Source organism: Janibacter zhangyanbonis (assembly GCF_050507325.1).
In the GTDB taxonomy this organism is placed as follows: domain Bacteria; phylum Actinomycetota; class Actinomycetes; order Actinomycetales; family Dermatophilaceae; genus Janibacter.
Genome location: NZ_CP191481.1, coordinates 967,124 through 980,793 on the forward strand (window position 1 = coordinate 967,124; position 13,670 = coordinate 980,793).

Annotated in this window: 10 protein-coding genes; 7 read left to right on the forward strand and 3 right to left on the reverse strand. The window is 72.8% G+C overall.

Features of this window, described 5'->3' with window-relative positions:
• The first annotated feature begins 93 nt into the window (after window positions 1-93).
• The 6 genes from ACQBJO_RS04800 to ACQBJO_RS04825 all read left to right on the forward strand — a co-directional run bounded on the left by ACQBJO_RS04800 (window position 94) and on the right by ACQBJO_RS04825 (window position 5,261).
• The gene (locus ACQBJO_RS04800) at window positions 94-1,593 is read left to right on the forward strand and encodes a serine/threonine-protein kinase (protein WP_421006958.1); all 1,500 of its coding nucleotides are present in this window, start codon (window positions 94-96) and stop codon (window positions 1,591-1,593) included.
• 12 nt (window positions 1,594-1,605) lie between these two features.
• On the forward strand, window positions 1,606-1,917 hold the full coding sequence (locus tag ACQBJO_RS04805) for a thiamine-binding protein (RefSeq protein ID WP_255185642.1): 312 nt from the start codon (window positions 1,606-1,608) through the stop codon (window positions 1,915-1,917).
• Between the two features lie 89 nt (window positions 1,918-2,006).
• Window positions 2,007-2,651, forward strand: a complete 645-nt coding sequence (locus ACQBJO_RS04810; protein WP_255185643.1) for a hypothetical protein — start codon at window positions 2,007-2,009, stop codon at window positions 2,649-2,651.
• Entirely contained in the window at window positions 2,648-3,616 is a 969-nt protein-coding gene (locus tag ACQBJO_RS04815) for a hypothetical protein (protein ID WP_255185644.1), read from the forward strand. Before ACQBJO_RS04810 ends, ACQBJO_RS04815 begins: the two co-directional genes overlap by 4 nt.
• Window positions 3,617-3,686: 70 nt before the next feature.
• Window positions 3,687-4,661: a tetratricopeptide repeat protein gene (locus ACQBJO_RS04820; protein WP_421006957.1), complete on the forward strand. Its 975-nt coding sequence runs from the start codon at window positions 3,687-3,689 to the stop codon at window positions 4,659-4,661.
• 123 nt (window positions 4,662-4,784) lie between these two features.
• The gene (locus ACQBJO_RS04825) at window positions 4,785-5,261 is read left to right on the forward strand and encodes a C40 family peptidase (RefSeq protein ID WP_421006956.1); all 477 of its coding nucleotides are present in this window, start codon (window positions 4,785-4,787) and stop codon (window positions 5,259-5,261) included.
• On the opposite strand, the gene glgB is transcribed toward ACQBJO_RS04825, so the two are convergent.
• The 3 genes from glgB to ACQBJO_RS04840 are packed head-to-tail and all read right to left on the reverse strand — an operon-like array spanning window position 5,237 to window position 10,964.
• Complete coding sequence (glgB, locus tag ACQBJO_RS04830; RefSeq protein ID WP_421006955.1) at window positions 5,237-7,459, reverse strand: 1,4-alpha-glucan branching protein GlgB; 2,223 nt, start codon at window positions 7,457-7,459, stop codon at window positions 5,237-5,239. The two genes, ACQBJO_RS04825 and glgB, sit on opposite strands and share 25 nt — an antisense overlap.
• Window positions 7,456-8,868: a maltokinase N-terminal cap-like domain-containing protein gene (locus ACQBJO_RS04835; protein ID WP_421006954.1), complete on the reverse strand. Its 1,413-nt coding sequence runs from the start codon at window positions 8,866-8,868 to the stop codon at window positions 7,456-7,458. The genes glgB and ACQBJO_RS04835 overlap by 4 nt, the downstream gene beginning before the upstream one ends.
• Window positions 8,868-10,964, reverse strand: a complete 2,097-nt coding sequence (locus tag ACQBJO_RS04840) for an alpha-1,4-glucan--maltose-1-phosphate maltosyltransferase (protein WP_421006953.1) — start codon at window positions 10,962-10,964, stop codon at window positions 8,868-8,870. The genes ACQBJO_RS04835 and ACQBJO_RS04840 overlap by 1 nt, the downstream gene beginning before the upstream one ends.
• A gap of 47 nt (window positions 10,965-11,011) precedes the next feature.
• On the opposite strand from ACQBJO_RS04840, the gene glgP reads away from it, so the two are divergent.
• Complete coding sequence (gene glgP, locus ACQBJO_RS04845) at window positions 11,012-13,588, forward strand: alpha-glucan family phosphorylase (protein WP_421006952.1); 2,577 nt, start codon at window positions 11,012-11,014, stop codon at window positions 13,586-13,588.
• The last annotated feature ends 82 nt before the right edge of the window (window positions 13,589-13,670 follow it).

Here is a 13,670-nt window from a genome sequence, read left to right on the forward strand (position 1 = left end):
CCCCTGGATCTGAGGTGTCTGGACTGGGCGAGTGCCCTGGGTCGGCAGTCTACGTCCCGGTAGCCGGGCCCGGCCGTCTACGCTGGCCCGGACATGACTGACGACACAACGCCCGAGCTCATCGGTGGCCGCTACGAGCGCCTGCGACCGATCGGCCGCGGGGGCATGGGCACCGTGTGGCTGGCTCGCGACACCGTCCTCGGCCGCCGGGTGGCGGTCAAGCAGATCGGTGACTTCCCCGGCGAGAGCGAAGGGGAGACCCGTCGCGCCATGCGCGAGGCACGGGCCGCGGCCGCGCTCAACCACCCCAACGTCGTCGCCGTCTACGACGTCACCGAGCACGACGGCACGCCGTGGCTGGTCATGGAGTACGTCGCCGGCCCGACCCTCTCGTCGGCGGTGCGCGAGCGCGGCCCGATGACGCCGAAGGGAGCGGCGGACCTCGGTGCGCAGCTCGCGGGCGCGCTCGCGGCGGCGCACCGGGCGGGCATCGTCCACCGCGACGTCAAGCCGGCCAATGTCCTCATCGGCGGGGGCCGGCCCAAGCTCGGCGACTTCGGCATCGCCCGGGCCGGCACCGACGACCAGCTGACCCAGACCGGTCTCGTGACGGGCACCCCGAGCTACATGGCCCCCGAGGTCGCCGTGGGCGGCGAGGGTGGCGAGTCCGCGGATGTCTGGGCGCTCGGCGCGACGATCTACTTCGCCGTCGAGGGCCAGGACGCCTACCCCTCGCAGGGCAATGCCCTGGCGACCCTGCGCAGCATCTCCTCGCGGCCCCCGCGCCGCCCCGAGCGCGCCGGCGCGCTCGAGCCGGTCCTCGCCGACATGCTCTCGCGCGACCCCGCACGTCGCGGCACGATGGCCCAGGTCCTGCGCCGGCTCGAGAGCGTCGCCGCCGGTGGCACGGCCGGCGCCTCGCCCGCACCCGCCGCGACGACCGTGGCCCCCGCGGCGGGGGCTGCGGGACCGGGGGGAGCCCCCCTTCGTCAGACGGGGCAGGCGCCGCCGCCGCGCCGGGGCAATGCCCTGCTGTGGGCCGTGCTCGTCGCCGGTGTCGTCGCGCTGGCGATCGGGGCGATCGCCTTCGCGATGTCGCAGGGGGACGAGGGCACCGGGAGCGGTGGCTTGTCGTCGACCGGGACCCAGCAGGAGCCGACCTCGAGCGAACCCGAGACGCTCACCGAGACGACGACGGAGACGACGACCTCGACCCCCACCCAGTCGTCCACCTCCGAGAGCTCCTCAGAAGAGCCCACGAGTCCGGACGCGGACGAGGAGCAGATCAGCGAGGACGAGGCGCGCGACTTCATCGACACCTACTTCGCGACCGTGACGAGCGACCGCGACGCGGCCTGGGACATGCTCGCCCCGAGGCGGCAGACCGACCGGGCCGGCTACGACGGCTTCTGGGACTCGATCGACAAGGCCAAGGTCACGGACCTGTCGTGGGACGAGGACGCGAGCGCCGCGACCGTCACCATCGAGTACCACCCCAAGGCCAAGGGCAAGGGCAAGGGCAAGGCCCCGAGCGCCGAGACCCACACCTATGTGCTGACCCGCATCGACGGTCAGATCAAGATGACGAAGTGATCGGAGTCCCCTGTGCTGCTTGCCTTCTCGATCGCCCCGGCCACGCCTGACCCGACCGGTTCCTACGCCGAGGCCGTGGCCGCCGCCCTGAGGGTCGTGCGTGACAGCGGGCTGCCGCACGACCTCGGCTCGATGTTCACGACGATCGAAGGGGAGTGGGACGAGGTCATGGCCGTCGTCAAGGGCTGTGTCGACGCGATGGGGCCCTACGGAGACCGGGTGAGCCTGGTCATGAAGGCCGACATCCGCGCCGGTCGCTCGGGCCAGATGAGCGCCAAGGTCGAGCGGGTCCGGGGCCTGCTCGACGACCCGACGCAGTCGTGACGATTTTGTGACCTTCGGGGGTCTTTGGGATGGTGGATCGTCCGCCACCTCGGTGGGCACCCCCTGATGTCCCACGGAAAGTCCCCGATGTGAGCACGCTCCTGCAGCGCGTGGCCGGCGCGATCCTGGCCCTCCTCGGCCTCGTCGCCGCGGTGGTCGGCGGTTGGTTCCTCGCCAACCTCGGCACCTCCGGCACCGCCACCTTCACCGCCGAGCCCGGCCAGCGCGTCGTCGTCCTCGAGCCCGACGTGCTCAACCGTGTCGACCACCCCGTCGAGATCACCGCGACCGGCTCCGGCCGCATGTGGTCCGGCACCGCGCGCCCCTCCGACGTCGAGGCCCTCCTCGGCGACGGCGCCCGCGCCCACGTGGCCGGCGTCGACGTCTCCGACTGGGCCCTCGTGAGCACCGACGAGGGCTCCGGCAAGGCGGTCTCGCCGGGCACCCTCGACGTGTGGCAGGAGACGACCACCGGCGACGGCGAGGTCACCCGCACCATCGAGCAGGCCGACGCCCCGCAGACCCTCGTCGTCGCGGCCCCCACGGGCGCCGAGGTCGACTCCGTGACGATGACCGTCGTCGACGGTGGTTGGGGCACGAAGGCCCTGACGACCCTCGTCGTCGGCATCGTCGTGCTGCTGCTCGGCCTGGCCCTGCTCGCCCGCTCCTTCGGGCGCCTCGGCGGTCGCCGTGACCGGACCGCCCGCCCGACCACCGAGGAGGCCCGCGCATGAGCCGCCGTCTGACCCCCTTCGTCCTGGCCCTGCCGCTCGCCCTCGGTGGCTGCGGCGTCGGCTCGTCCATCGCCGGTGTCCACGACGCCCCGGCCGAGCGCTCCGACGGCGCGTCGATCACGACGACGACCGCGACCAAGGTCGCCAGTCGGGTCGTCGGCGACGTCGCCGGCGTGAGCCTCGCCGAGGACGACACCCGGCTGCGCAAGGAGCTGCTCAGCGGCCCCGCCCTGCGCGAGATCGAGGCCGTCGTCACGAGCAAGGACGTCTCCGGCCGCTCCACGGCCACCCCCAAGGACCTCGAGGTGCTCGCGGTCAGCCGCGGCACCGACTGGCCTCGGGCCGTCCTCGCGACCTCGCGCACCGGCGACGTGCAGCACCTGCACGTGCTCGTCGCGCAGAGCGCGGACCGGGCCTACACGCTCTTCGCCGACGTGCCGATGGCCGCCGGGGCGAGCGTCCCCGCGCTGCCGCCCGTCGAGGAGGGAGCCGCGGTCAAGCTCTCCTCCGCGCCCGAGCAGGACGTCACCTCCGCCGCCAATGCCTGGGCGAAGGGGGTCGCCTTCCCCGCGTCGAAGAAGGCCTCCAAGGAGGTGTCCGTCGGCGACGGCTTCTCCCAGGCGCTGAAGAAGAACGCCGCGAAGACCAAGGAGGACCTCGGGGACCTCGGCTACTACGCGCAGCGCCAGACGGTGGCCAAGGGCGAGACGGTGAGCTTCGAGCTCGCCGACGGCGGGGCGATCACCTTCCTGCCGATGACCCGCACCGACACGATCCGCGCGACCAACAAGCTCAAGGAGCTCAAGGTCCGCGAGCCGGCGCTCAAGTACGTGCTCGACGCGTCGACGGTGGAGCGCGCGCTCTCGGTCAAGCACGTCGAGACCCTCGCGCTCGTCACCCCGGAGCAGGGCAAGGCCCGCGTCGTCGGTGCCAGCGAGGTCGTCGCCTCCGCAGCCGGCAGCTGACGGGCCCGACCGGCTCCCGGCGCTCGACGCCGGGTGCCGGCGGCCCGGGCCGGTGGGGGACAATGACGGCATGAACGACCCGACCCGAGCCCTGCGCGGCGCCGTCGACCTCTCCGGGCTCGGCGCCCCCGCCCGTCCCGACTCCCCGGCCGCTGGCGCCGGTGCACCGCGTGGTGCCGCTGGTGGTGCGGCCGCTGGCGGCGCACCTGCCGCCGGTGCTCCCGCCGGTGGTCTCGACGCCATGCTCGTCGAGGCGACCGACGCGACCTTCAACCAGATCGTCGGCCGCTCCAGCGTCGTGCCCTCCGTCGCCGTCGTCTGGTCGTCGCAGCAGCCGCAGAGCAAGGCGCTGCTCGACGACGCGCTCGACATCGCCGGCGCCCTCGACGGTCGCCTGCAGGTCGTGAGCATCGACATCGCGACCAACCCTCAGATCACCCAGGCGATCCAGCCGCCCGAGGTGCCCCTCGCCCTCGGTCTCGTCGGCGGGCAGCCGGTGCCGCTCTTCAGCGGGCTCGTCGACCGCGAGCAGTTCCGCCAGGTCGTCGACCAGCTGCTGCAGGTCGCGGTCCAGCACGGGGTCACCGGACGGGTCAGCGGCGCGGCCGCGCCCGAGGGCGCCGAGGACGAGCTGCCGCCCCTGCACCAGGAGGCCTACGAGGCCATCGAGCGCGACGACCTCGACGCGGCGGCCGCCGCCTACGAGCAGGCCATCGCCGCCGACCCCAAGGACACCGAGGCCCAGCTCGGGCTCGCCCAGGTCGGCCTGATGCGCCGCACCCGGGGCGTCGACCTGCAGGCCGCCCGCGAGGCAGCTGCCGGAGACCCGCAGGACATCGACGCGGCCCTCGTCGTCGCCGACCTCGACGTCCTCGGCGGGCACGTCGAGGACGCCTTCACCCGGCTCATCGACCTCGTGCGGGTCACGGCCGACGAGGACCGCGAGCGGGTCAAGGCGCACCTGCTCGACCTCTTCTCCGTCGTGGGCTCGCAGGACGAGCGCGTGCGCAAGGGCCGCACGACGCTCATGAGCGCGCTCTTCTAGATCACCGGCCGCGGGTGGCGTGAAGTTGGCAACGACGACACGCTGCCCGTGACCTCGACTTGACCGACCCGTGATCTGTCTGTGACCATCGGTGCGCCCCTGCGCCTATCCGGAAGCCACGCCATGCGTCACCTGCCCAAGATCACGACCGCCCTGTCCGCCCTCGCGGTCGCCGCCACCGGTGGTGTCGCTGCCGAGACCGTCGCCCCGGCGCCGGCCGAGGCCGCCACGAAGGTCACCGCCTCGTCGGGCGACCGCACGGACGCCACGACGCTCGCGAAGTCGCGGGTCAGCAAGACCCCCTACCGCTACGGCGGCACCTCGCTGTGGACCGGCGCCGACTGCTCCGGCTTCGTCCAGACGGTCTTCGCCAAGCAGGGCGTGAAGCTCCCGCGCACCGTCTCCCAGCAGAAGGCGGCCGTGCGCCAGACCTCGAAGACCTGGCTGCGCCCCGGCGACCTCGTCTTCTACGGCAGCTACCACGTCGGCGTCTACGTCGGCAACGGCTACATCGTCGACGCGCCCTCCTCGGGCCGCATGGTCAGCAAGCGCAAGATGTGGTCCGGCTCCCGGACCTACGGCACGCTGCGCCCGGCCTGACCCACCTCGGCGACCGGCGTGAGGTAGACCGCGCCGAGCGCCGCCACGTGCACCTCCGCCGACCACGGCTGGCCCTGCCAGGGCCATTCCTGCGCCGTGACGACGACGCCCGCCTGGCTCGGTGAGCCGGCTCCGTCGTAGCCGCAGGTGTCGAGCGCGACCTCCCAGCGACCCCCCTTCGGCAGACCGATGCGAAGGGGGGTCCGCGCCACCCCGCCGAAGTTGACGACCACGGCGACGACGTCGTCGTGGCGCTCGCCGTCGCCGAAGCGCAGGAAGGAGACGGTGTTGCCCTGCTCGTCGTCCGCGTCGAGCCACTGGAAGCCGGCCGGTTGCGCGTCGAGCGCCCACATCGCCGGGTGCGCCGTGGCGAAGGAGTTGAGGTCGGCGACGAGCTCGCCGAGGCGCCGGTGGTCGGCGTGGTCGAGCAGGTGCCAGTCGAGGGAGCGGCTCTCCGACCACTCGCTCGTCTGCCCGAACTCCGTGCCCATGAAGATCAGCTGCTTGCCCGGGAAGGCCCACTGGTAGGCGTAGAAGGCGCGCAGCGTCGCGAAGCGCTCGGCGTCGCCGCCGGGGATCTTGTAGGGCATCGAGCCCTTGCCGTGGACGACCTCGTCGTGGCTGATCGGCAGCAGGTAGTGCTCGGCGTAGGCGTACATCATCGCGAAGGTGAGCAGCCGGTGGTGGTGCTCGCGGTTGATCGGGTCCTCCGCGAGATAGCGCAGGGCGTCGTTCATCCAGCCCATGTTCCACTTCAGCCCGAAGCCGAGGCCGCCCTCGCTCGTGCGCCGGGTGACGCCCGGCCAGGCGGTCGACTCCTCGGCGATGGTGACGATGCCGGGGGAGCGGCGGTAGGCGGTCGCGTTGATCTCCTGCAGGAGCGCGACGGCCTCGAGGTTCTCGCGCCCGCCGTGGACATTGGGCACCCACTCGCCGGCCTGGCGGGAGTAGTCGAGGTAGAGCATCGAGGCGACGCCGTCGACGCGCAGCCCGTCGACGTGGAACTCCTCGAGCCAGTACAGCGCGTTGGCGACGAGGAAGTTGCGCACCTCGGGGCGACCGAAGTCGAAGACATAGCTGCCCCAGTCGGGCTGCCAGCCGCGGCGCGGGTCGGGGTGCTCGTAGAGCGGCAGCCCGTCGAAGCGCACGAGGGCCCACTCGTCGGTCGCGAAGTGCCCCGGCACCCAGTCGAGCAGCACGCCGATGCCAGCGCGGTGCAGCTCGTCGACGAGGTGGCGGAAGTCGTCGGGGTGGCCGAAGCGCGAGTTGGGCGCGAAGTAGCTCGTCACGTGGTAGCCCCACGACGGCGGGTAGGGGTGGTCCATGACCGGCATGAGCTCGACGTGCGAGAAGCCGTGCTCGCGCACGTGGTCGACGAGCTCGGTCGCCAGCTCGCGATAGGTCAGCCCCTGGCGCCAGGACCCGAGGTGCACCTCGTAGACGCTCATCCGGCCGGTGTGCGGGTCGCGCTCGGCACGCTCGGCCAGCCACTCGGCATCGCGCCACGCATACGTGCTCTCGGTGACGACCGAGCCGGTCGCCGGGGCGGTCTCGGCGAGCCGGGCCATCGGGTCCGCCTTGTGCCGCAGCACGTCGTCGGCGCCGCGCACGGCGAACTTGTAGACGCTGCCGACCGCGGCGTCGGGGACGAAGAGCTCCCACACGCCGGACTCGCCGAGCAGGCGCATCGGGTGGGTGCGCTCGTCCCAGCCGTTGAAGTCGCCGATGACGTGGACGGCCTTGGCCCGTGGGGCCCACACGGCGAAGGCGACACCGTGCACCGGCCCCATCGGCCCGTCGTAGCGCTGCGGTCGGGCGCCGAGCACGGTCCACAGCTGCTCGTGGCGGCCCTCGCCGATGAGGTGCAGGTCGACGTCGCCGAGCGTCGGCACGAAGCGGTAGGGGTCGTCGCCGACGTGCTCGATGCCGTCCTCCCAGGTCGTGAGGACCCGGTAGTCCATCGTGCGGGTCGCGTCGGGGCGCAGGCCGGAGAAGATGCCATCGTTCTCGTGCTGGAGATCGACGACGACGTCGTCCTCGAAGCGCACGCGCACCCGGGTGGCGAGCGGTCGACGCACCCGCACGCGCAGTCCGCCCTCCTCGAGGTGCTGGCCCAGGACGTCGTGCGGCTGGGCGCTGCGCCCGTGGGTCACGGCCCACAGGGCGCCGGGCAGGGCGGAGTCGGGGACGGGCGTCACGGGCGTGCCTCCTGCAGCAGTCGGTCGATCGCGGTCGTCGGCAGCTCGAGCCAGGTCGGGCGGGTGCGCGCCTCGTAGACGACCTCGTAGAGGGCCTTGTCGAGGACGAAGGCGGTGAGCAGCGCGCCGTGGGAGCGCGGGTCGGGGCCCACGTCGGCGTAGCCGTCGAGATAGGCGGTCTGTGCGGCCGTGCACCAGCGGCGGACGTCGCGGCCGGGCTCGGCCCGCTCGACGGTGCCGGCGACGTAGTCGAGCGAGCGCAGCACCCCGGCGACGTCGCGCAGGGTGCAGTCCGGTGCGTTGCGCTCGGCGAGGGGGCGCAGGGGCTCGCCCTCGAAGTCGATGAGCACCCAGCCGCGGTCGGGCGCGTCGAGCACCTGGCCGAGGTGGAGGTCGCCGTGGATGCGTTGCAGCGCAGGCCAGCTCGCCTCCTCGGCGGCCGCCCACACGGCCTCCAGGTCGGCCGCTTGGGCGGCCAGCCCGGGCACCTCGCTCGTCGCCATCGCGGCCCGGCGGCGCATGGCCGCGACCCGGCGGGCGACCTCGTCGGCGCCGGGCGCCACCGTGGGCAGGGCGCGGGCCAGGGTCGCGTGGACCTCGGCGGTCGCCCGGCCGAGCTCGCGGGCCCGGGCGGTGAAGTCGGTGCCGTCGCCAGCCATCCGCAGGCACTCGCGCCACGCGTCCGTCGTGCCCTCGAGATACTCCTGGGCGAAGGCCAGCTGACCGACGTCCCTCCCTTCGCCATCGGGCCGCTGCCAGGCGCCGGCCACGTGACCGACGCTCGCGGGGACGAAGGGGGAGTGCGACGCGGCGAGTGCACCCTGGAGGGTGATGTCGGGGTTGTCGCCCGGGGAGAGGGTGCGGAAGACCTTGAGGATCACCGGGGCGCCCGTGCCGGGGGCCGGCTGCACGACGACCGAGGTGTTGGACTGCTCGCCGGTGAGCACCCGGCTCGAGGCGACGACCGGGTCGTCGGGCCACGCCGGGTGCGGTGCCCCGACGACGTCGGGGTCGACGGTGTCGGACACCGAGCCGGCCTGTGCTGCAACGCGCCCGCGGAGCAGTGCCATGAGCTGGGTGACGAAGACGGGGTCGTGCGGGGCGTCGTAGACCCACCGGTGGCCGAGGACGGAGTGCTCCATCTCGCCGACGAGCGCGGCCTCGCCGCCGGGCAGGGGAGCGCCGCGGTAGGTGAGCGGCACCTGGTGGACGGTCGGGCTCGGCCCGGACTCGTCAAGGACGACGATCACCTCGATGCCGACCTCGCCGGCCGGGTCGTCGAGGCGCCACGAGTCGAGACGGCGCAGCCTTGGGCGGCCCTGGCCGGGGAACCATCGCTGCTCGCCGACCCAGCCGGCGAGCAGCTCGAGCTTCGAGGGGACGAGGGTGGCGTCGTGGACGGTGGCCATCAGCGCCGCACCGAGACGATGTGCACCGGCTCGGCGTCGGGGCCGAGGCGCACATAGGTGGCCTGGCCCCACTCCCAGCGCGCGCCGGTCACGTGGTCCTCCACCTCGAAGCGCGCGTCGGGCTCGAGGCCGAGGGCGCCCATGTCGAGACGCAGGGTCGACTCGCGCGTGGTGTGCGGGTCGACGTTGGCGACGACGATGACGGTGTCGACGGTGCCGTCGTCGAGGGTGCGCGACTTGGAGTAGGCGATGAGGTTCTCGTCGTCGACGTGGTGGAAGGTCAGGTTGCGCAGCAGCTGCAGGCTCGGGTGCTGCCGGCGGGCGCGGTTGAGCATCGTCAGCCACCCGATGAGCGAGTCGCCGCGCTCGGCGACCTCGGCCCAGCGGCGGTCCTTGAGCTCGTACTTCTCGTTGTCGATCTGCTCCTCGGCGCCGGGGCGGGCGACGTGCTCCATGAGCTCGTAGCCGGCGTAGATGCCCCACGTCGGCACCATCGTCGCGGCGAGGGCGGCACGCACCTGCCAGGCGGCCCGCCCGCCGAACTGCATGTAGGGCGTGAGGATGTCGTGCGTCGTCGGCCAGAAGCTCGGCCGCATGTAGGCCGCGGCCTCGCCGCTCACCTCGGTGCCGTACTCGACGAGCTCGGGCACGGTCGTGCGCCAGGCGAAGTAGGTGTAGCTCTGCTGGAAGCCGACCTTGGCCAGGGTGTGCATCATCGCCGGCTTGGTGAAGGCCTCGGAGAGCCAGATGACGTCGGGGTGGTCGACGGCGACATCGGCGATGAGCCACTGCCAGAACTCCACCGGCTTGGTGTGCGGGTTGTCGACGCGGAAGATCTTCACCCCGTGGTCGATCCACACCTGGACGACGCGACGCACCTCGGCGTAGATGCCGGCGGGGTCGTTGTCGAAGTTGACCGGGTAGATGTCCTGGTACTTCTTCGGCGGGTTCTCCGCATAGGCGATGGTCCCGTCCGCGCGCGTCGTGAACCACTCGGGGTGCTCGGTGACCCACGGGTGGTCGGGGGAGCACTGCAGCGCGAGGTCGAGGGCGACCTCGAGGCCGAGCCGGGTGGCGTCGGCGACGAAGGCGTCGAAGTCCTCGAAGGTGCCCAGCTCGGGGTGGATCGCGTCGTGCCCGCCGTCGGGGGAGCCGATGGCATACGGCGAGCCGGGGTCGTCGGGCCCGGCCTCGAGGGTGTTGTTGGGCCCCTTGCGCGCGGTCGTGCCGATGGGGTGGATCGGCGTGAGGTAGACGACGTCGAAGCCCATCGCCGCGATCGCCGGCAGCCGCTGGGCCGCGGTGCGCAGCGTGCCCGTGACCCACCGCCCGGTCGCCTCGTCGAAGCGTGCCCCCTCGCTGCGGGGGAAGATCTCGTACCAGGACCCGAAGAGCGCCAGCTCGCGCTCGACGAGCAGCGGCAGGTCCGTGCTCGGGCTGACCAGCTCGCGCAGCGGGCGGGCCTCGAGCTCCGCGGCAGCGGGACCGGTCGTCACGAGGTGCAGCGCCGCGGTCGCCTGGTGACCCGTGAGGTCGCGCAGGACCGCCGCTGCCTGGCGAAGGGAGGTCCGCCCCCCTTCGTCACGGAAGGGCTCGGCCGCGGCCCGGTCGAGGACGATCGCCCCCTCCTCCCGCATGAGGTCGGCGTCGATGTCCGCCGGGATCTTGATGCCGGCGTCGTGCACCCACGTGCCCCACGGGTGGGACCAGCCCTCGACGCGGTAGTGCCACAGGCCCTCGCGGTCGGCGACGACCTCGGCCTCCCACAGGCTCAGGCCGGGGTTGGTGCAGGTCATCGGCAGGTGGCGCTCGGCGCCGTCGGGGTCGGTGAGCACGAGGGTGGCGCTCACCGCGTCGTGCCCCTCGCGGAAGACCTCGGCAGTGACGGTGAAGGGCTCGCCGACGACGGACTTCGCGGGGCGGGCGCCGTGGTCGACCACCGGACGCACCCCCGTGACGGGGATGCGGCCGAGGGGGAACTGCGGCGGCCCGGAGACCGGCGTGCCGGTCGTCGGGGACGGGGCAACGGTGAAGTCGGTGCTCACCCCTGTGAAACTACCCGCCGCAGGGCGTCGACCCCAGCGGGGGGAGGTCATCGGTGTGGACTTGGCCACAACGGCTGGGAGGCGCAAAGATGGCCCGGGTGAAGGCCATCCGACGTTTCAGTGTCCGAACCGCCCTCCCCGAGCCGATCGCCGCCCTCGGCGACCTGGCCATGAACCTGCGCTGGAGCTGGCACTCGCCGACCCGCGCTCTCTTCGCCGGCATCGACCCCCAGCGGTGGGACACCGTGCACCACGATCCTGTTCGCATGCTCTCCGCCTTCTCGGCGAGCGAGCTCGACGCGCTGGCCGCGGACACCGACTTCGTCTCCCGCGTCGCCGCCGCCAAGGCCGACCTCGACGCCTACCTGTCCGCCCCGCGGTGGTTCCAGGAGGAGAGCGCGAAGGGTGACGCCCCCGCTTCGATCGCCTACTTCAGCCCCGAGTACGGCATCACCGCCGTGCTGCCGCAGTACTCCGGTGGCCTCGGCATCCTCGCCGGCGACCACCTCAAGGCGGCCTCCGACCTCGGCGTGCCGATCGTCGGCGTCGGTCTCTTCTACAAGACCGGCTACTTCAAGCAGAGCCTCAACGCCGACGGCTGGCAGCAGGAGACCTATCCGGTCGCCGACCCGCAGGGGCTGCCGCTGCACCTGCTGCGCGAGGCGGACGGCACCCCGTGCGTCATCAGCGTCGCGATGCCCGGCGGCGGGCAGCTGCGCGCGCACGTGTGGCGCGCCCAGGTCGGCCGCGTGCCGCTGCTCCTGCTCGACTCCGACGTCCCCGGCAACGACGACGCGATGCGCGCGGTCACCGAGCGGCTCTACGGCGGCGGGGGTGAGCAGCGCCTCCAGCAGGAGATGCTCCTCGGCATCGGCGGCGTGCGCGCCCTGCGGCTGTGGTCGCGCCTCACCGGAGCGCCCGAGCCGGAGGTCTTCCACACCAACGAGGGCCACGCCGGCTTCCTCGGCATCGAGCGGATCAGCGAGTTCACCCAGTCCGCGGGGATGAGCTTCGAGGAGGCGATGGAGGCCGCCCGGGCCGGCACGGTCTTCACGACGCACACCCCCGTGCCCGCCGGCATCGACCGCTTCGACGTCAGCCTGCTCGAGCGCTACTTCGGTGGTGCGCAGGAGCTGCCGGGCGTGCCGCTCGACAAGCTGCGGGCGCTCGGCGCCGAGACCTACGAGGGCGGCTCCGAGGGCATCTTCAACATGGCGGTCATGGGGCTGCGCCTCGCCGAGCGCGCCAACGGCGTCTCGCAGCTGCACGGGCACGTCTCCCGCGAGATGTTCGACGGGCTGTGGCCGGGGTTCGACGACTCGGAGGTGCCGATCACCTCGATCACCAACGGCGTGCACGCCCCGACCTGGGTCGACGACGCGGTCTTCGACGTCGCCGCCGAGTACCTCGGGGGCCGAGACGTCGAGGCCGGTGACCAGTGGTTGCAGATCGGGGACGTGCCCGGCGAGGCGATCTGGGCGGCCAAGGCGCAGATGCGCGCCCGGCTCGTCGAGGACGCCCGTGCCCGCCTGCGGGCGAGCTGGGGCAAGCGCGGGGCGACCGACGCCGAGCTCGGCTGGACCGACTCCGTCCTCGACCCCGACGTCCTGACGATCGGCTTCGCCCGCCGGGTGCCGACCTACAAGCGCCTCACCCTCATGCTGCGCGACCCCGAGCGGCTCAAGGCCCTGCTGCTCCACCCGGAGCGCCCGGTCCAGCTCGTCATCGCCGGCAAGTCGCACCCGGCCGACGAGACCGGCAAGCAGCTCATCCAGCAGATGGTCCGCTTCGCCGACCAGCACGACGTGCGCCACCGCATCGTCTTCCTGCCCAACTACGACATCGCGATGGCCCGCACCCTCTACCCGGGGTGCGACGTGTGGCTCAACAATCCGCTGCGCCCCTTCGAGGCCTGCGGCACCTCGGGCATGAAGGCCGCGCTCAACGGCGGGCTCAACCTCTCCATCCTCGACGGCTGGTGGGACGAGTGGTACGACGGCGACAACGGCTGGGCGATCCCCACCGCCGACGGTGTCGAGGACGAGGGACGTCGCGACGACATCGAGGCCGCCGCGCTCTACGACCTCATCGAGACCCAGGTCGCGCCGCGCTTCTACGACGTCGACGAGCAGGGGCTGCCGCAGCACTGGCTGTCGATGCTGCGCCACACCCTCACCACCCTGGGGCCCAAGGTGCTCGCCACCCGGATGGTCCGCGACTACACCGAGCAGCTCTACGCCCCCGCGGCCGCGCACAACGCCCGGGTCAACGCCGACGACCACGCCGGCGCCCGCGCGCTCGCCGACTACAAGGCCCGCGCCCGCGCCGGCTGGTCGGCCGTGCACGTCGACCACGTCGAGGGCTCCGGCATCTCCGACAGCCCGCTCGTCGGCGAGCAGCTGAGCGTCGACGCCTACGTCGCCCTCGACGGCCTCGCGCCGCACGAGGTCGACGTGCAGGTCGTCGCCGGCCGCGTCGAGCTCGGCACCGACGACCTCGTCGACTGGGACGCCACGTCGCTGGGCTTCGTCGAGGCCTACGAAGACGGCAAGGCGAAGTTCTCCGGCCAGGTCCCCATCGAGCGCACCGGCCAGTTCGGCTGGACCGTGCGCGTGCTGCCCCGGCACGAGCTCATGGCCTTCCCGTCGAGCCTGGGGCTCGTCGCCAACGCCTGAGTTCTCGGTCCTGCACCACCCGCGTGGTCGCCTCTCTCTCGTCGCGGGCGCCTCGTGCGTCGCGGGCGAAGGGAGGGGTGGC